Source organism: Blautia sp. An46 (genome assembly GCF_002161645.1).
Taxonomy (GTDB): Bacteria; Bacillota; Clostridia; order Lachnospirales; family Lachnospiraceae; genus Blautia; species Blautia ornithocaccae.
On the sequence record NZ_NFIF01000003.1, the window covers coordinates 235898 to 253912 of the forward strand.

Sequence of the window (18015 nt, forward strand, 5' to 3'; positions counted from 1 at the left end):
AAATTCGCATAAAATGTATAAATATTCCTGACATATGACTAATGCGACAGCCCCATAGAATATAAAAGGACTCTTCTGGTCCCTTAGATGGCATCTATGCCAAAAGGTATCCAGAAGAGTCCTTTTTTAATAAATACTCAAAATCAAATAAATAAAGCTCATAGAAAGCATTTCCAGAGGAAGTCCTCTGAAATAAGGTCCCGGATTGGAAAACCGCAGAATCTTCTGTACGGAAATGTAAAGAAGTACAGAAACGCCTACTGTCCAGATAAAGGCAATGATTCCTCCGAAGGTAACCATCTCAAAAGGCCTTGCAAAAAAGATCACCGGAATCACCAGTAACAGGCTCTGAGTTCCCGAAGATTTTTTCTTCAGGATTCCATTGGCAAAGGCCAGGGCCAATCCTGCTGACAGAAAGCCGAAGGCAGTTCCCTGAAAGCTCTGGGAAAAGAAAGGTGCTTCTTCTAAAAGAAGGTTTCCAAAGACTGTTCCCTGAGTCAGAAACTCCCGAAGGATTCCCAGCAGGATCCAGAATCCCCAGAGGATCCCGGACTCATAAAAGATGTTTCCGTAATCTGCCTCCAGATTTCCGAAAAGAGCGTTTTTTCCGGCTAACAGTCCGATTACTGCGGTCATCAGCCATGTGCCATTATCCACAGTAATCCCCAGGGCTGTAAAGCCCAGCAGGAAAGCGCTGGCGGTAACAGCTCCTGTGCCCATCAGTACACACAGCCTGAGGCTCCAGACAGGTATCCAGTTTTCTAAAAGATTCTTCAGAAATTCAGCGAAGACCACAGCCAGGAGTACCAGTATTCCCCCTGCAAAGGCCTCCTTCATATTCCGGGAAAAAAGCACAATACCCAGAGCAAAGGCTTCTGCCGGATATTTTAATTTCATGTCTGTTCCCCCGTTTCTTTAATCTATGGTCTGCAAAAATTCATAAGCTGCATTGATGCCTTTCACAGCCGCTGTAGAGGAAATGGTGGCGCCGGATACTCCGTCTACCTCCGTTCCTTCCTGTGTGCTTTCGGATCCTCCCTGGCTTTCCATTCCCCCAGCCTGGTCAATACACTGCTGGGCCAGTTTCACAAATCCGCCTACAGAAATGCTTACGCCAGACACTGCATCTGTCTTTCCCTGGTTATCTGTAGTCAGAAAATCCAGATTCTGATTTTCTACCAGAGCTGCGCCTAAAGCCTTGGACTGTTCCGCCCAGGTAGGTCCGTCCTCGGTCATCACATACTGGCCATTTTCAGAAAGCTCACTTTTCTTGTTTCCATCTGCATCTACAGATTCCCATACAGCTTCTGTAATCTTTCCGTCAGCAACTGTAATGGTCACCTGATCGGTATAGCCATTGCTGTCAGGCGTTTCTGTCTTAGCTTCATAGGTTCCATCCTGTAACACCAGGGCTGCTTTTCCTGCTGCCTGGTCGATACACTGCTGAGCCAGCTTGGCAAATCCCCCTACAGAAATGCTCACGCCGGATACTGCATCTGTTTTTCCCTGATTATCCATAGTCAGAAAGGCCAGGGACTGATTTTCAACCAGCGCTTCCCCTAAAGCCTTGGACTGTTCCGCCCAGGTAGGTCCGTCCTCGGTCATAACATACTGACCGTTTTCAGAAAGCTCGCTTTTCTTATTTCCATCTCCGTCTACAGCATCCCATACAGCCTCTGTAATCTTTCCCTCAGACACAGTCATTGTCATCTGGTCGGTATAGCCATTATTGTCAGGAGCCTCTGCTTTTGCCTCATAGGTTCCGTCCTGAAGTTCCAGGTCTTCCGCCTGAACAGAGGCAGTGTCTTCTTCCAGTGTCATACCTGGCAGATAAACCGGAGCCTTTGCTCCTGCAAACTGACTTAAAAACTCTTCTTCTGTAATCTTGGAGCCAACGCCTTCTGTCTCATTCTGTTCTGTCACTGCCACATTTGTCAAAGTAGCCTTATCTTCCCCAAAGGATACCTCCAGAACAATGTCGCCGCCGTATCCGGCTTCTGTTACGGTTACCAGATAGCCATCCTCTGTCCTGGCAGCTGACTGGATATTTTCGGTCTCTGTCACATCCAGTTCCTCTGTTATCTGGGCCTTGTCCTGTCCCTGGTCTGTACTCTGGTCTTTTGCCAAAGCCTTAGAGCCTGCGATCACTCCAAAGGACAGAGCAGTTACGATGATCAACGCAAGAATTCCTCTGACATTTTTATTTTTCATATTCGTCTCCTTTAAATCACCTTTTTCTTTGTTCCATATACCTGCTGCCGGTAAAGCAGGGCAAGAATTCCTGCCAGGCAGTTAGCCGTCAGGATCCCGAAGCAGATTCCCTCCGGATATGTGCTGAAAATACGGATGGCAGCCGTAATGATACCTGCTGCCAGAGCATACAGAAGTTTTCCTCTTCTGGATACAAAGACATAATCTGTCAGCATATAGCAGCCTCCCATGATCAGTCCGCCGCCAAAAAGGTTGGCCAGAATGTCTCCGGTAAAAAGACCGCTGGGACCGAAAATAAAGGTAAGGACTGTCACTGTAGCAATATAGGTAAGGGCAGCCTCTGCATTCACCACCCCCATGTAACACATATAGGCAAATCCTGCCAGGAGAAGAAGCTTGCTGGTCTCTCCCATAGCGCCGGGAACTTCTCCCAGAAACATCTGAAGATAGGAATATCCCGTCCCTCCTCCTGCTTTTACCATACCAAGAACTGTAGCCTGGGAAACAGCGTCTGCTGCCAGTGTTCTGGGAGCTGTATATCCCATAACCGTCCCCGGCCACAGGACCATGACCAAAAGTCTTCCCATAAGAGCCGGATTGGCAAAATTACTTCCAATGCCTCCGAACATCTGCTTTACGATCAGAATGCTGAAGACAGCAGCCGCTCCAAGTACCCAGACAGGCACTGTCACAGGCATATTAAAGGCCAGGAGCATTCCGGTAACTACCGCACTGAAGTCTCCTGCTGTTACCTGCTTTTTGGTTATCTTCTGCCACAGAAATTCCGTCAGTACACATACTGCTACAGAAAAAGCAGTCAGATAAAGGGCCCGGATTCCAAAATAATACACTGCTCCCAGAAGAGCAGGAACCAGGGAAATAGAAACATGGAGCATGATGTTCCTGGTGGTCTGGGCAGTCCTCAGATGAGGACCGTTTATCACTTTTGTGGGACTCATGATTTCTTCACCACCTTTTCTCTCATTCGCTGCTTCACTAAATCTCGCGCCAGTCTGTTCCGAAGAGTCAGTTCTCTTTTGGCCGGACAGATGTAGGAACAGCAGCCGCAGGCGATACACTCGCTGGCATAGAGCTTCTGGCACAGATCATAGTCCTCCTTTAAAAAGGCAAAATCAATCTGGTAGGGAGTAAGCCCTGCAGGGCAGACATTTTTGCAGGCCTCGCAGCGGATACAGGGCTGCTCTTCGTAATGACTGTCCGGAAGGACCAAGATACCGGAAGTGCTCTTGGTAATGTAAAACAGCTCTTCTTCTCCCTTCCAGTCGGAAGCAACACAGGGGCCTGTCATAGGGCCTCCCCCGATGATCCGGTTCTTTTCTGTGGTGACTCCTCCGCATAGTTCCACCAGCTCTTTGGCGGAAGTACCGATAGGGACCAGAAAATTCCCCGGATTTTTCACACAGCCTGTTACCGTAACGATCCTGGATGTCAGGGGTCTGTTCCCCAGAACCATATCTGCTGCGGCTTTGGCAGTTCCCACATTGGAAACGATCACTCCTGCATCGGCAGGCAGCCCTCCCATAGGAACTTCCCTTCCCAAAACACTCTGTATCAGCTGGCGCTCACCGCCCTGAGGATACTTTGTAGGAAGCGCTTTTATTTCCAGTTCTTCTCCCTGGTCTAAAATCCCCTGCTCTCTCATCTTTTCCAAAATCTTCCGAAGATTCTCAATGGCCCCCGGCTTATTATCTTCAATACATACATAAGCCTTGCCAGCGCCGGAAGCTTTCAGAAGAAGCCGGACACCGTTAAGCAGAGCAGGTCCCTGTTCAAGCATCAGACGATAATCACAGGTCAAAAAAGGCTCGCACTCCGCACCGTTGACCAGCAAAGTATCTATCTGCTTATCGGTTTCATATTTTCGGAATGCAGGAAAACCTGCGCCTCCCATACCCGTAAGGCCGCCTTCCCGAAGCCCTTCCAAAATCTTCTCCGAATCAACTTCAGACAGGGAGACGCCCTCTTTTTCATAAGACATGGTCTCTCTCTTTGGGTCTTCCAGCCGCCGGATCACACAGGCCGTCGCAGCCCTTCCCTGATTCTCTACCTCTTTGATCCCTATCACTTCTCCGGTGACGCTGGCATGAAGAGGGGCCGCCATAAAGGCTTCCGGATCCCCGATCCGCTCTCCTTCCTGCACATGGTCCAAAGGCCTGACCTTCAGGCCGCAGAGGGCGCGAAAAGACTGTTCTGCCAGAATCGTCACTGTTTCCGGCCAGTATTCCCGCACCGGAATGTCCATAGTCAGAGACTTATCGTAACCGTCTGTGGGATGAATTCCCCCCGGAAATCCTTTTGTCTCATTTCTGTGCATATTTTGTTTTCCTCCATCAAAGGTTTGTTAATAAATTGACATGCCCGAATAGCATAACATACTGGAGTTAATTTCGCAAGATTAACTTTCTAAAATCTGAACTGAATAGCTGCCAAAATTAGTATGCGGACATCTGCGGTTTTTACACGGGATTTTAAGTTTTTATGAAATTTAGGATAGATGGGAATAGATATTCTTCCTAGACGGTGTTATTGACTTGCTGGAAAAAGATATTTATACTGTATTCAAGATAAGATCGTATATTTACCCAGGGAGCTGGGGGACGTGCTCTCACCCAATCCGAGACCTTACGGAGGGTGGTGATTATTATGAGTACATATGAAGAATTGAGTCTAATCGTAAACGCTGCTTTATTGATTATCGCCATTCTTAATTATACCCATAAGAAATAGCCGTCCTGCTCTCGTCAAAGTTTAGGAACGGCTATCTCTTATAGCTAAATCTTAAATTACGCCGGGTCGGGTGAAGTGCAGTCACCTTCCGGCTCCCTTGTTAAGTATATTATAGTCAAAATGCCCTAATTTGTCAAATACGAAAAGGGGCTGTCGCATTAGTCGAAATCGAGAATATGACTAATGCGACAACCCCTTGAAAAATCTATTAAGCTAATTTACTCTTTGCCAGTTCTGCCAGAGTTGCGAATCCCTCTGCATCGTTGATAGCCATGTCAGCCAGAACTTTTCTGTTCAGGTCAACGTTCGCCAGCTTTAAGCCGTGCATGAATTTGCTGTAGGATAAACCGTTCATTCTTGCAGCAGCATTGATACGAGCGATCCAAAGCTGTCTGAACTGACGTTTTCTCTGTTTTCTTCCTGCATAGGAGCTTGCCAGAGCTCTCATTACAGACTGTTTTGCTACTCTATACTGTTTGGAACGGGCTCCTCTGTAGCCCTTAGCCATTTTTAATACTCTGTTATGTTTCTTCTTAGCGTTTAATCCGCCTTTAATTCTTGCCATTCTTAATTTCCTCCTATATTAAAGATAATCTTTTTTCAATGAAACTTTGCCAACTGTCCAGATTACATGTAAGGCAGGATTTTCTTCATGCTCTTTACATTTGTTGCATCTGTGATAGTTGCTTTTCTGAGATTTCTTTTTCTCTTCTGAGATTTCTTTGTTAAGATATGGCTCTTGTAAGCTTTATTTCTTTTTAATTTACCTGTTCCTGTTGTTTTGAAGCGCTTTGCAGCAGCTTTGGTAGTTTTCATTTTTGGCATGTTTATGTCCTCCTTAAACTCTTTTTCTTATTAACGTTTTTCTGTCAAAAACATAGTCATGCTTCTGCCTTCCACCTTAGGCGCCTTTTCGATCACCGCAATGTCGGACAGAATCTGCGCAAACTCATCTAAGATGTGCTTGCTGCTCTGCATATGTGCCATTTCCCTTCCCCGGAAACGCAGAGTCACCTTCACTTTGTTTCCTTTCTGCAGGAATTTTCTGGCGTTGTTGACCTTGGTCTTCAAATCGTTTTCCTCAATATTAGGGGATAAACGCACTTCTTTGATTTCTATGGTTTTCTGTTTCTTCTTAGCTTCCTTCTCTTTTCTGGCTAATTCGTACTTATACTTGCCATAGTCAATAATTTTACAAACCGGCGGCTTCGCTGTGGGAGCAATCTTTACCAGATCCAGTCCGGCTTCCACTGCATGTTTCTGGGCTTCTCTTGCGGACATGATTCCCAGCTGCTGTCCATCCGCTCCAATAAGACGTACTTCTTTGTCTCTGATTTGTTCGTTGATCATTAAATCGCTAATAGTCGTGCACCTCCATAATATTGATAAAACACTCTTGGGCCCCCTTGGCCATTTCCTTTAAGAAAAGAACACGTAAGCCTTCCGGCTTTCATGGTCATGAATAAGAATCTACAGAGCAAAAGAAAAGCGGATAGCAAAATACACTATCCACCTGATATCTCCATATGAAAACGCTGTGCGCTTCACTGCATTCTATAAACCGTTAGTCACCCATTTGTGCTAAGGTGAGAGTGGATACTCTGCTTTCTTTTTCTTCTTCAGACTTTTGTAATATAGCATAGCTAAAACACAAAGTCAAGCTTTTTTGTATAAAAAATCCCTTGTTTTTTCTTATAAGAAATGGCATAATTATGCCTACATACCTTACACACAATACAAAGGAGAAAAATATGGAACAAAAAAGAGGATCTTTTACAAACAAGATGGGCTTTGTTCTGGCTGCTGCAGGTTCGGCTGTAGGCCTTGGAAACATCTGGCGTTTTCCTTACCTGGCTGCAAAATACGGAGGGGGTATTTTTCTGCTGGTCTACCTGATCCTGGCAGTGACCTTCGGATTTACACTGATGGTCACAGAAATCGCCATCGGCAGAAAGACCAGACTCAGTGCCATCGGCGCTTTCCAGTCACTGGATAAGCGTTTCGGTTTCGTAGGCTATCTGGCCTGCGCCGTACCTTTTATCATCACCCCTTATTACTGCGTTATCGGAGGCTGGGTGATCAAATACTTTGTCACCTTCCTTACCGGAGACGGCGGACTTGCCTCCGGGGACGAATACTTTGCCGCTTTTACCAGCCAGACGGTTTCCCCGGTGGTATGGTTCTGCATTTATGTTCTTCTCACCGCCATTGTAGTGATCATGGGTGTTGAAAAAGGAATTGAGAAAGCCAGCCGCTTTATGATGCCCCTGCTGATCGTCATGATCGTAGGCATCAGCATTTACTGTGTTACACGGCCTGGCGCTATGGAAGGTGTAAAATATTACTTCTTCCCCGACTTTTCCAAATTTTCCGCTACCACTGTACTGGCGGCCATGGGGCAGCTATTCTATTCTATGTCTCTGGCTATGGGAATTATGATCACTTACGGCTCTTATATGAAAAAAGAAAGCAGTCTGGAAGCTTCTGTGCGGCAGATTGAAGTCTTTGACACTGTAGTTGCCTTCCTGGCAGGTCTGATGATCGTGCCTTCGGTCTTTGTTTTCTCAGGAGGAGATGAAGCTGCCCTCAGCAAAGGACCTTCCCTGATGTTTATTACTCTGCCGAAGGTCTTCAACGATATGGCCCTTGGGGGAGTGATCGGAGCAGTGTTCTTCCTGCTGGTGCTTTTCGCAGCCCTGACTTCTTCTATCTCCCTGATGGAGACTGCGGTTTCCATTCTGCGGGATAAGACCGGATGGGGCAGAAAAAAATCCACGATATTGATCACCATCTATGTCCTGATACTGGGAACCATCGTCTCTCTGGGCTTCGGACCTCTGAGCTTTATCCAGCTTCTGGGACTGGGACTGCTGGATTTCTTTGACTTCATCAGCAACAGTGTGCTCATGCCTATTGTGGCTATTCTCACCTGTATCTGCGTGGGGCATTTTATCGGACCCAAGGTTATTGAGGATGAAGTGGAACTTAACGGTCCCTTCAAGATTAAAAAGTTCTACCGGATCATGCTGAAATGGATCGCTCCCATTTTCCTGGCCCTGATCCTGATCTTTGCGATTTCTGAGACTATGGGCTGGATTGTTGTATAACGCCCCTGCCCCACCGCTTCAGAAAGCCCAAAAGGACTCTTCTGGAGCTGTCGCGTTAAATGTCAGGAATATTTATACATTTTATGCGAATTTGTCGAGTATAGCTTTGAGACCCTAGGCTCAAAGCGACGCAGACTGAGCAATAAAATGTATAAATATTCTCGATTTTGATTAATGCGACAGTTCCAAAAAGAGTCCTTTTTTCTGTGTTATCTATGGCCAGGAGATCTTCTCAGGCTTCTTTTTTCTCCCGAAATGGTTTCAGGAAGATAAACCATCCAAAGATTACCAGGTTCAGGATCAGAGAAGCCAGTACGTCCCCCCAGGCAATGGTCTGTCCCTGGAGTACATCTGCAGAATAATTTCCAACAAACATAGGGATCAGATTATTATTCATATAGTGGACAGCCACGGCTACCCAGATGTTCCTGGTCTTCATATAGACATAAGCCAGGAAGATTCCTATAAAGACGCAGGTAACGATCTGGGACGCCACATAGATCACGCCCATATCCGGCGTGGTGTAATAGAAGAAATCCAGAGGCAGGTGCCACAGTCCCCATATCACCCCTAAAAGCAGTACGCCCTTTCTCAGTCCGAATCTTTTCTGCAGGAGAGGCTGGAGATAATACCGCCATCCATATTCCTCTCCGAAGAAGGCCACTACTACCAGGAAGAAATTCAGGACCAATGTAACCAGATAGAGCCAGGTAGAAGGCAAAGCCCACAGCTGGATAAATTCTCCCATCTGTCCTCCCAGAGCACTGGAAATCCCCATACGGAGGCTGTAAAGCACAAAGAACAAAAGCATACACAAAACCGACTTTTTCCAGTTCCTCCACCGCAGGCCGCAGGCCTCCCGTCTCTCTTTTCCCGAAACCAGAAGGGTGATCCAAAATACAATGCTTCCCAGGATCAATACCACCTGTACAAGCACCATCCATACTGACATTTCCATCTGTCCTGCCTGTATACTCTGAGGCAGAAATACAGAACCCAGGGCACACAGGATCATCAGGACTGTGATCACAAGGAAGGTCACATAAAAAATCCTGGGCACCTTCTGGTCTCCTTTCCTGGTAAGCAGATAAGCCATCATAACTCCCGCCGCCGGATAAAGCATCTGGGCGTTGGGAAATACACTCAGATCTGCTCCTGTGCTGTTTCCATACCACATCAGCAGTCCCAGGACATAAGTGATCCCATAGGCCAGTGCCGCAAAAATGATCAGTTGTCTCTTTTCTGTTTCTGAAAATCTCATCTCTTTTTCCTCTCTTTTTCAGATTATTCTTTGTTAAGCCTTATATTTTCACCACAAAGATTATACTGAAAAATACATTTTTTGTATATAAAAAGATATGAATATTTTTCAAAAAATACCTATCCAAGCAAATATTCTTACTTTTCTATTTTTCCACAACCTATCTCTGCTTTTCCCTGAAGATTCCCAGGATTTTTTCTCCCTTTCTCCTGGCTGCCTGGTAAACGGCCCACAGAAACAGAAAGATAAGAAGACTGATTCCCAGAACTATCATCAGACTCCGAAGCTCAGCAGCGGTTAGTCTTCCGTCATTCATATAGTTCATTCCTATGCTGAAAAGCAATCCTACCCCACAGCCCAGAACTGTCGGGTAAATAAAAATTTTCCTGAGCTGAGCTTTTAAAACTTTCTTCCGATACTCACTGTCTGCCCCCAGCCGCTCCAGGCTTACAAAAACTTCCCGGTTGTCCGCAGCCACAGAGACACCTCTTACATAAGTCATAATAGCCACTGTGGAAAGGGTGATGATGAAAATGTACAGGCAGAGCATCACATAGACCCCAACAAACTGCATCCATTCCTGGCTGTTCAGAATCTGAAACTGCGGCCCGTATCTCCAGTTTACAAGAAGCTGGGTATCCTCCGGGTCCATCTCAACCTTATCCCCATACATATATTCTTCCCCATTGGCTTTGGCCTGGAGCTCTTCCCACCGATCATAATTTCCCATATGAGCAGAAAGGTCTGTAGCCCGGCTCACATATTCCTCATACAAAGCTCTGGTAAAAGGATAAGAGGCTTCCGGATCGGCAGCGTCAAAAAAGACCAGATGCTCCATCCACTCCTGTCCGATACCTTCTGTCAGAGTCTCATAATCTTTATCATTGAGCACATAAGCAAAAGGCTCAGACATATCTGACAGACTGTTATATTCCAGTGTTCCTCCAAAAGTCAGGCCAGTCTCTGTCCCTGTGTCCGGATTGGAAACTTCTGACAGACCGTCTGTAAAATCCCAGATATTATCCTGATGCCCTGCCTCCGTTATGGTCTTATAGGTTTCGGGAGCCACCCCAGGGTCTTCTCCCGTAAGCTGCTGATAGGTTTTTCCGGAGAAAAAAAGAGCCGTTTTTCCTTTTTCTCTGGTAACCGTCACATATTCATTGTCCTCTGTATAATCTGTCATTTTATAGGTGATCACCAGATTGGCTCCTTCCCCCTCTGTGTAATCCTGGATTTCCACAGAATACTCTTCTGCCAGCTTCCGGATCTCCTCTTTCGTCACCTGTTTCTCCTGAACCGGATAGTGGAGAACAAAGTCTCTGATAGTCCCGTTGTCAATATATCCGGCACTGTCGGAATACAGGAGCCCATAATAGACAGCAAAAATTCCTGCAAACAGCAGAAGGACGACCACGCACATATTCCGTGTGGTAGATTTGGCGGAAAACCGCATAAGGCTTACAGACACCAGATTTTTGTAATACTTCTTTCTATTTTTTCCTTTCCGGTTCTGCCCTACTATACTGAGCAGCACCAGATAGATGCCTGCCACTGCCAGAAAATAAAAAAGGTTCAGAACAGAAGGGGGGCCTACATGAAAGACATGGACAAAGATCCTGGGCAGCCCCATAGCCAGAAGAAGCCCTCCCAGTATCATCCCCATGCCGGCCCCAAATGTCCAGGCAGGAATCTTCTTCACCATTTCCGGCTGGTGCTGGGTCCGCAGGATATCCATAACATTGGTCTTTTTTACAAATTTCCTTCCTGCAGCTCCTAAAAGAATAGCCAGTATAATGGCAAAGACCAGCCCCACCAGAAGTCCGCCTATTCCAAAGTGATATTCCATTTCCTCTGTAGAAACCAGAAAGGATTCAAAAAGCTTCCAGATCAGCCAGGACAGAGGTATGGCTCCCAGTAATCCCAGGGCTGCAGCCGCCCCTGTAAGCAGAGCCAGTTCTTTAAAGAGCATAGTCCCCAGGGTCTTCTTCTGCTCTCCCAGAGCCAGAAAAATACCGTATTCTCTGCTTTTATACCGAAAAAAGAGTATGGAAGCATAGAGGGTGAAAATAGCACATCCTACCGCCGTAGCTCCTAAAAGCAGAATGGCCAGTTTTCGTGTATCTCCGCCCTCAGGGAGAAATTCCTGTACCGTAGGTCCGAAATACATCAGGGCAAAGGCTGTAAGCAGCAGCACAGAAAGGAAGATGCAAAAGGCAAGGATCCCATACTGCCCTTTATTCTTTCTCCGGAGTTTGGCAAAAATCTTATTCCTGGTCATCCCTGTCACCTCCCAGTTCCCGGAGTACATCCAGCAGCTCATCCATAAATTCTCTTCTGGAACCCCGGCGGGTCAGTTCTGTATGTACGGCACCGTCCCGGAGCACGATGACACGGTCACAGAAAGAAGCTGCATAGCTGTCATGAGTCACCATGAAAACAGTAGCCTCAAGCTGTTCTTTTGCCTGAAGAAAAGCATCGATGACTGCTTTGCAGGATCTGCTGTCCAGGTTTCCTGTAGGCTCGTCCGCCAGCAAAATATAAGGAGAATTCATCATAGCTCTGGCCACTGCTGTACGCTGTTTCTCTCCTCCTGAAATCTCTGCGGGATATTTTTCCTGTATCTTCTCGATCCCAAAGGCCTTACAGAACTTCCGGGCTTTCTCTTCCATCTTTCCCACCGGCTTTCCTGCTATGACCTGAGGAAGACAAATATTTTCAAAAACCGTCAGTCCGTCCAGGAGCATAAAATCCTGGAATACAAAACCCAGGTGCTGATTCCGGACTTTTGCAAGCTCTTTCTGTCCAAGGCCTGACAGATCCTTCCCATTTAACAGGATTTTTCCCTGGTCATGAGGGATAAAACAGGAAATACAATTTAAAAGGGTGGTCTTTCCCGAACCGCTGGGACCCATAACCGCCACAAATTCTCCTTTCTTCACCTGAAAAGACAAATCTTTCAATACCAGGTAGGAATTGTTCCCTGTCTTATAGGTTTTTCTCAAATTTTCAACTTTTAACATCTGGTCTACCTCCCCATTTCTGTGTATAAATTTTAGGCAATCATTATTATAATTTTTCTCTCCTGAAAGGGATATTCAGGAAATAGGTAAGTTTGACAGAATTTTGGGAAAGTTCGGCAAAATCATCCCTCTTGCTGGCAAATTTTCAGAAAACCCTATATAATATTATTGATATCGGCTTTCAGGCCTGTCCGTCAGGAAGAAAGACGCTGTCACAGATCAAACTATCACAGTCAAAAGGAGCTGCAGGGAATCCCCTGCAGGATCCGGGAATTTGACTCCGGAAACGCTCTGCTAGAAGGATTAGAAGAGGAAGACGGGGATATCCTTTTTCTGGATATCAAAATGAAAGGTTTAAACGGCATAGATACGGCCACCCAGCTTCGGAAGATTTCTCCCCATATTGTAATTATCTTCATCACCGCTTATCCCGACTTTGTTTTTCAGGGCTATGAGGTCCGGGCCTTCCGCTATATACTGAAGCCTTACCGGGAAGACAAAATCCGGGAAATTCTGGGACTGGCCGTAGAGGAAAGCCGCAGGATGGAAGAGCAGTTTTATTATATAAAGCAGAAAGGCCAGCTTCTTCGCCTTCCTTTAAAGGAAATCCTCTATTTTAAAAGTGACCGGAAAAAGGTAACTGCAGTCACCGTAAAAGGCCAGGAAGTATTTTATGCCAGGCTCTCAGATATTGAGGCAGAACTCCCAACAGGCTTTATCCGCATACATAACCGCTACCTGGTAAACCTGAGCCATGTTTCCAGGATCGGAAACACCTTCTGCCTGTGCGGCGAAGAGCAGCTTCCTGTAAGCAGGGCCTGCCGCCAGAAACTGGCCGCAGCCTTTGCCAGAAAACTTCTTCACTCTTAAATTGGAAAGCAGGGATCCTATGGAAAATCTCATCAGCCTTATCGGAACTTCCTGTAATTTTGTACAGGGGTATTTCTTCTTTAAAACCGTATCCTGTCTTCTGAAGCCCAGAGAGCCCAGGTTTTTACAGATCCTAGCCTGGATGCTCTGTACCCTGGTGTCCTCTGTAGTTATTTTCGCCCAGGACCCGGTTAATATCCTGGTTGTATTATGCCTTTTCTTTGGGACTACCTTTTTCTTTGAAGGACCCTGGTATTTGAAGATTTCTGCTGTAATGATCCTCTATCCCATTGCCACAGCTCTGAATTTTCTCCTGAATAATATCGGGACCTGGATTTTCTTTACTTTTTGGGGCGGAATGGGATTTACCAATCTGCTGTTCTCCAATCTGGCGGAAATTGTACCCCTGCTCTTCTGGTTTGTTTTTTACCGGTCCATGAACCGAAGGCTTCTGAAAGCCCGCCAGCTTCTGGACCGGCGTTCCTGGCTGTTTCTCAGCCTGATCTGCCTGGCTTCTCTTACAGCAGTAGTCAGTCTGGTCTGCTTTACCCCCAACCTGGCCCCTGCGGCTTATCCCTGTATGCTGGCCTGTATCGCCACCAACTTTACCAGTATTTATCTGGCCTCTTATCTGGCAGATACCATCCAGGCAGACATGGAGCGGAAAAATCTCCGGCTTCAAAAAGACTATTACGAGGAGCTGGAGAAAAACCAGCTTCAGATACGACGGCTCCGCCATGATATGAACAGTCATTTTGCTGTGGTGGACAGTCTGTTAAAAGACAGAAATATAAAAGAAGCTCTGGAATACCTGGAAAAACTTATGGGATACATAGAGACGGGAAACCGTCCATTTTGTAAAAACAGTGTTGTGAACGCTCTTCTGAATGCAAAGTATAACCAGGCTTCTGAGCAAAACATTGACTGCTTTTTCAGCATCAGCATTGACGGTTTTACAAAACTGGATGATATTACCCTGTGTTCCGTCTTTGCTAACACTTTAGACAACGCCATAGAAGCCTGCAGCAAGATCCCCTCCGGACAACAGCGGAAGATTTCCGCTAAAGCCCGCTATACAAAAGAGGGATACTTCAGCTATGAGATTGTAAACACAAAGGAAAATGAGGTACAGAAAAGAAAAGGACGTTTCTTCACAGACAAAGAAGATCCCCTCTCCCACGGCCTGGGAATCGCCTCCGTTCAGGAAATTATAGAAAAAAACGGCGGAACCCTGGACATCTCTTACACTGAGAAAGAGTTCCGCCTTACAATATTCCTCTGGATAAAACAGTAAAAGACTGCCCTACCGGCCCAGTACCGATAGGGCAGTCTCTCAATTTTTATTTTTTGTATTCAAAGTCCGGGATCTTATGCCATCTGTCTCTGAAGTAATGAGCCACTAATTTCGGCTTTCTGTCTCTTGTAAAGATTCCCTTCTTATTTCCCTGGACTCTCAGCAGGCTCTGGCTGGTAGCGAAGTCTGCAAAGTTCCATACCTGCTCGCCTACTACAAAATCATAGTCATCGAAAACTTTGTTGTTCATCTTGTAGTATTCTACCTGGAATTCCTCTGTATACATGACCGGTGTGGTATCATGCATACCCATAACTGTATCTGCACCGTACTCGGTAAATATCACTGGTTTTCCGATGGTCTTCCAGTAGTCTAATTCTTTTCTGAGGGCCTGTTCCGGCAGTTCCAGATCCGGGCCGCCAAAGTACCATCCATAGTAGCGGTTCAGGCAGATCACATCGCTGAGTTTTGCAGAGCAGTCTTTTTCAGGAGGTGCCATCTGTACACTGATCAATGTGCAGGGACGTTTCTGAGGATCCAGCTCTCTTGCCAGCTCATAGAGAGGTGCGAAGTAGTCATAAGCACCTTCACTGTAGGAATCCGGCTCATTGGCAATACTCCACATAACCACACAGGCATGGTTCTTATCTCTGGAGATCAGGTCACGGATCACGTCTTTGTGGTGTTCCTGAGTCTGTACGCCATGTTCCTTATCAAAGGTGCTGACTTTCTGTCCGTTGAAGTTTGCGCCACCGCCGAAATCCAGGTTTACGCCTACAGCCGTGGTCTCGTCAATGACTACAAAACCTTCTTCGTCGCAGAGACGCATCATTTCCTCGCTGTATGGATAATGGCTGGTACGGAAGCTGTTGGCTCCCTGCCATTTCATCAAAGACATATCCTTGGTGTTCATCGGCAGGTTCATGCCTCTTCCGTTAGGGAAGGTATCTTCATGTCTTCCATAGCCTTTGAAATAGAACGGTCTTTCATTGATCAGGAACCTGGTCCCCTCTACTCTTACTGTTCTTACGCCGTAAGGCAGTGTATAAACGTCTTCCCCGAAGGTCACTTTCACATCATAGAGATATGCTTTCAGAGGCTGCCACAGATGCACATTTTCAATTTCCAGAACACCCTGGGTTCCCTGGCCCTGCGCTACCAGATTTCCTTCTTTATCAAAAACTTCTACTTTGCAGTCTCCTGTTCCCACAGTATCTACCTTGTAGGAAACTCTGGCAGTAGTTCCGCTCACCTCAGGAACCAGAGTAATATCTTCAATGTAGTCCTTTGGTGTCGTATAGATTTTTACAGGTCTTGTAATTCCACAGTAGTTGAAGAAGTCGAAGTTGGGATTGTTCTGTGGTTTTGCAGAGCTGGAAGAGCCGAAGCCTCCCATGCCGTTCATCATATTGGATTTTCCTCCGATAGGAAGGGTGGTATAGTCGATCACATTATTTACGGCAATGGTCAGAAGGTTGTCTCCGTCCTGAAGCTTTTCTGTAATCTCCACTTCAAAAGGAAGGAAGCCGCCCTTATGCTCGCAGATCAGTTCTCCGTTCAAATAAATTTTTGCATAGTGGGTAACTGCCGCACACCGGAGCATGACTCTCTGGGTCTTCACAAAGGAAGGCATGGAAATCTTCCTCTGATAGAATACCCAGCCGTAATGATCTCTGAAGTCAATGCCTTCCTTCAGGTCATTATAGGAAGCCGGCACCGGCATAGTCATAGGATCTTCCAGAGGAGCCTTGTACCACTCCTGGTCAAAGCCTTCTCCATTGTCCAGCTTGAAATCCCATACGCCGCTTAAGTCACTTAATAATCTGGATGGTGTCAAAATCGGGTATAACATAAAATTCCTCCTTTTCTCAGAGTCTGGCTCTGAATAGTATTGGTTTTAGTGTAAAACAGTGCCGGTAAAGTTTCCTCTGCCGGCACTGTACATCACTGCTTATATTAAATTATATTTTCTTATTTCTTTCCTTCTCTTTTTGCTTTCAGGTAAGCGATGTTGCTGTCAACTTTCTTCTTGCCCAGCGGATATACAAAGATCAGAGCAAGAGACATCAGCAGGAAGCCTGCTGCAGGAACCAGACAAGAAATATCATAAATTCCGTTTAAAACATCTGGATCAAAGGCTGTTGCCTCTGTATATCCTACAATACCCAGAAGAGCTCCTGAAAGTCCTGAAGAAGCAGCCTGTCCCATTTTACGTGCAAAGGAATACACGGAATAGAAAGTACCGTCAGATCTTTCTCCCTCTCTCACCTCTGCATCATCAATTACGTCTGTGATCATAGCCCAGCAGTTTACATTGAAGAAACCGATTCCCAGATATCCAATGGTATAAAGGGCGATAAACAGATACAGGTTATCTGTATGGAGAATAAAAGCAATGAAAAATACCACTGCTCCTAAAATCCCGCCGAAAGCAGATAATTCTTTCTTACCAACTTTAGCTGCCAGAGTCGGTACAATAAAGGCCAGTACAATAACCAGGATGTTTGCACAGAAGCCAGAAATTGATACACCCTCTTTACTTCCAAAGTAGTTCGGGAAGATGTACTGTCCCATACTGCCTAATGTAAGCTGTGACAGAAGGAGAAGCAAAGCTGCCAGTACAATACCGATCAGAGCACGGCTGGAAATCAATGTTTTCAGCAGATGGATAAGGCTGAACTTTTCTTCTTTTTTCTCAATCTTTACACGCTCTGTAGTCAGATTATAGCAGATCAGATAGCAGATAACAGCACAAACAGAGCAGATTGCTCCTGCGATTGCCATATTTGTACCGGAAATCAAAGTATGTCCTTCTGCATCTTCATAGTAAACGATCATAGGAAGAACAACACCGATGAACATACTTGCTAAAGTTGCGCCAATAGTTCTCCAGCTGGACAACTCTGAACGATCTTTTGCTTCAGCGGAAATTGCAGATGCCATGGAACCGTAAGGAATGTTGATTCCTGTGTAGCAGATACTTCCCCATAGCAAATAGGTTGCAAACATCCATACGATCTTGAACGCCATAGGCATATCCTTAAACCATACTGCATACATCAGGAAAGATGCCAAGGCCACAGGTCCGCACATTCTCTTGATCCAGGGAAGGAATTTTCCTTTTGCCGTAGGACGGCTGCGGTCAGCGATCTGTCCCATGGTTACATCGGTAAAGGCATCCACAAATCTGGCCACCATCATCATCATACCAACGATGACGGGGCTCACACCCATAACGTCTGTGTAAAATTTCATCAGAAACGTTGATGAGAGGATGAAGGTAAAGTCATTACCAAAATCACCGAACATGTAACCGAGTTTGTCCCTCATACCGAAAGGCTGGACTTTGTTCGTAGTGTTACTCATTAAAAATTACCTCCTTCTACATTACATATGTAAGTCGTTAGTATTCATTATATATTAATTTTCTATAAAAACGTTAAGACTTTTTTTATGTTTTTCGGTACAATTTTTGTGTGGGTTGAAATTGCATAAAAATTATAC

Annotated in this window: 15 protein-coding genes; 3 read left to right on the top strand and 12 right to left on the bottom strand. The window is 45.8% G+C overall.

The window, feature by feature from the left end; all coding sequences use genetic code 11:
• Nucleotides 1-126 precede the first annotated feature (126 nt).
• The 7 genes from B5G00_RS04370 to infC form a co-directional block, all read right to left on the bottom strand.
• Nucleotides 127-897, bottom strand: coding sequence for a hypothetical protein (locus tag B5G00_RS04370; protein ID WP_087269063.1), 771 nt, complete (start codon nucleotides 895-897; stop codon nucleotides 127-129).
• A gap of 18 nt (nucleotides 898-915) precedes the next feature.
• Nucleotides 916-2211, bottom strand: coding sequence for an FMN-binding protein (locus B5G00_RS04375; RefSeq protein ID WP_087269066.1), 1296 nt, complete (start codon nucleotides 2209-2211; stop codon nucleotides 916-918).
• 11 nt (nucleotides 2212-2222) lie between these two features.
• Nucleotides 2223-3170, bottom strand: coding sequence for an RnfABCDGE type electron transport complex subunit D (locus tag B5G00_RS04380; protein WP_087269069.1), 948 nt, complete (start codon nucleotides 3168-3170; stop codon nucleotides 2223-2225).
• Nucleotides 3167-4546: an electron transport complex subunit RsxC gene (gene rsxC, locus B5G00_RS04385; RefSeq protein WP_087269072.1), complete on the bottom strand. Its 1380-nt coding sequence runs from the start codon at nucleotides 4544-4546 to the stop codon at nucleotides 3167-3169. The genes B5G00_RS04380 and rsxC overlap by 4 nt, the downstream gene beginning before the upstream one ends.
• Nucleotides 4547-5167: 621 nt before the next feature.
• Complete coding sequence (gene rplT, locus B5G00_RS04390; RefSeq protein WP_087269075.1) at nucleotides 5168-5524, bottom strand: 50S ribosomal protein L20; 357 nt, start codon at nucleotides 5522-5524, stop codon at nucleotides 5168-5170.
• Between the two features lie 62 nt (nucleotides 5525-5586).
• Nucleotides 5587-5784: a 50S ribosomal protein L35 gene (rpmI, locus tag B5G00_RS04395; RefSeq protein WP_087269077.1), complete on the bottom strand. Its 198-nt coding sequence runs from the start codon at nucleotides 5782-5784 to the stop codon at nucleotides 5587-5589.
• A gap of 30 nt (nucleotides 5785-5814) precedes the next feature.
• The gene (infC, locus tag B5G00_RS04400) at nucleotides 5815-6309 is read right to left on the bottom strand and encodes a translation initiation factor IF-3 (RefSeq protein WP_087269081.1); all 495 of its coding nucleotides are present in this window, start codon (nucleotides 6307-6309) and stop codon (nucleotides 5815-5817) included.
• Nucleotides 6310-6710: 401 nt separating this feature from the next.
• On the opposite strand from infC, the gene B5G00_RS04405 reads away from it, so the two are divergent.
• Complete coding sequence (locus tag B5G00_RS04405; RefSeq protein WP_087269086.1) at nucleotides 6711-8066, top strand: sodium-dependent transporter; 1356 nt, start codon at nucleotides 6711-6713, stop codon at nucleotides 8064-8066.
• A gap of 232 nt (nucleotides 8067-8298) precedes the next feature.
• Here the strand turns inward: B5G00_RS04405 and B5G00_RS04410 are convergent, their stop codons facing one another.
• The 3 genes from B5G00_RS04410 to B5G00_RS04420 all read right to left on the bottom strand — a co-directional run bounded on the left by B5G00_RS04410 (nucleotide 8299) and on the right by B5G00_RS04420 (nucleotide 12347).
• Nucleotides 8299-9327 (bottom strand): CPBP family intramembrane glutamic endopeptidase, encoded by a 1029-nt coding sequence (locus B5G00_RS04410; protein ID WP_087269089.1) that lies wholly within the window; start codon nucleotides 9325-9327, stop codon nucleotides 8299-8301.
• Between the two features lie 160 nt (nucleotides 9328-9487).
• The gene (locus tag B5G00_RS04415; RefSeq protein ID WP_087269093.1) at nucleotides 9488-11605 is read right to left on the bottom strand and encodes an ABC transporter permease; all 2118 of its coding nucleotides are present in this window, start codon (nucleotides 11603-11605) and stop codon (nucleotides 9488-9490) included.
• Nucleotides 11592-12347 (bottom strand): ABC transporter ATP-binding protein, encoded by a 756-nt coding sequence (locus B5G00_RS04420; protein WP_087269096.1) that lies wholly within the window; start codon nucleotides 12345-12347, stop codon nucleotides 11592-11594. The genes B5G00_RS04415 and B5G00_RS04420 overlap by 14 nt, the downstream gene beginning before the upstream one ends.
• 168 nt (nucleotides 12348-12515) lie before the next feature.
• Between B5G00_RS04420 and B5G00_RS04425 the strand changes: the two genes are divergently transcribed.
• Nucleotides 12516-13217 (top strand): LytR/AlgR family response regulator transcription factor, encoded by a 702-nt coding sequence (locus tag B5G00_RS04425; RefSeq protein ID WP_087269099.1) that lies wholly within the window; start codon nucleotides 12516-12518, stop codon nucleotides 13215-13217.
• Between the two features lie 19 nt (nucleotides 13218-13236).
• Nucleotides 13237-14511: a sensor histidine kinase gene (locus B5G00_RS04430; RefSeq protein WP_087269102.1), complete on the top strand. Its 1275-nt coding sequence runs from the start codon at nucleotides 13237-13239 to the stop codon at nucleotides 14509-14511.
• Nucleotides 14512-14557: 46 nt separating this feature from the next.
• Here the strand turns inward: B5G00_RS04430 and uidA are convergent, their stop codons facing one another.
• Nucleotides 14558-16363: a beta-glucuronidase gene (gene uidA, locus B5G00_RS04435; protein ID WP_087269106.1), complete on the bottom strand. Its 1806-nt coding sequence runs from the start codon at nucleotides 16361-16363 to the stop codon at nucleotides 14558-14560.
• Between the two features lie 119 nt (nucleotides 16364-16482).
• The gene (locus tag B5G00_RS04440; RefSeq protein WP_087269109.1) at nucleotides 16483-17877 is read right to left on the bottom strand and encodes an MFS transporter; all 1395 of its coding nucleotides are present in this window, start codon (nucleotides 17875-17877) and stop codon (nucleotides 16483-16485) included.
• Nucleotides 17878-18015: the final 138 nt, after the last annotated feature.

What these genes read in the sequence shown, in the direction of transcription:
- rplT (WP_087269075.1), bottom strand. Translation starts at nt 5,524, where the DNA reads ATGGCAAGAATTAAAGGCGGATTAAACGCTAAGAAGAAACATAACAGA.
- rsxC (WP_087269072.1), bottom strand. Translation starts at nt 4,546, where the DNA reads ATGCACAGAAATGAGACAAAAGGATTTCCGGGGGGAATTCATCCCACA.
- uidA (WP_087269106.1), bottom strand. Translation starts at nt 16,363, where the DNA reads ATGTTATACCCGATTTTGACACCATCCAGATTATTAAGTGACTTAAGC.
- infC (WP_087269081.1), bottom strand. Translation starts at nt 6,309, where the DNA reads ATGATCAACGAACAAATCAGAGACAAAGAAGTACGTCTTATTGGAGCG.
- B5G00_RS04410 (WP_087269089.1), bottom strand. Translation starts at nt 9,327, where the DNA reads ATGAGATTTTCAGAAACAGAAAAGAGACAACTGATCATTTTTGCGGCA.
- B5G00_RS04420 (WP_087269096.1), bottom strand. Translation starts at nt 12,347, where the DNA reads ATGTTAAAAGTTGAAAATTTGAGAAAAACCTATAAGACAGGGAACAAT.
- B5G00_RS04380 (WP_087269069.1), bottom strand. Translation starts at nt 3,170, where the DNA reads ATGAGTCCCACAAAAGTGATAAACGGTCCTCATCTGAGGACTGCCCAG.
- rpmI (WP_087269077.1), bottom strand. Translation starts at nt 5,784, where the DNA reads ATGCCAAAAATGAAAACTACCAAAGCTGCTGCAAAGCGCTTCAAAACA.
- B5G00_RS04375 (WP_087269066.1), bottom strand. Translation starts at nt 2,211, where the DNA reads ATGAAAAATAAAAATGTCAGAGGAATTCTTGCGTTGATCATCGTAACT.
- B5G00_RS04430 (WP_087269102.1), top strand. Translation starts at nt 13,237, where the DNA reads ATGGAAAATCTCATCAGCCTTATCGGAACTTCCTGTAATTTTGTACAG.
- B5G00_RS04370 (WP_087269063.1), bottom strand. Translation starts at nt 897, where the DNA reads ATGAAATTAAAATATCCGGCAGAAGCCTTTGCTCTGGGTATTGTGCTT.
- B5G00_RS04415 (WP_087269093.1), bottom strand. Translation starts at nt 11,605, where the DNA reads ATGACCAGGAATAAGATTTTTGCCAAACTCCGGAGAAAGAATAAAGGG.
- B5G00_RS04440 (WP_087269109.1), bottom strand. Translation starts at nt 17,877, where the DNA reads ATGAGTAACACTACGAACAAAGTCCAGCCTTTCGGTATGAGGGACAAA.
- B5G00_RS04405 (WP_087269086.1), top strand. Translation starts at nt 6,711, where the DNA reads ATGGAACAAAAAAGAGGATCTTTTACAAACAAGATGGGCTTTGTTCTG.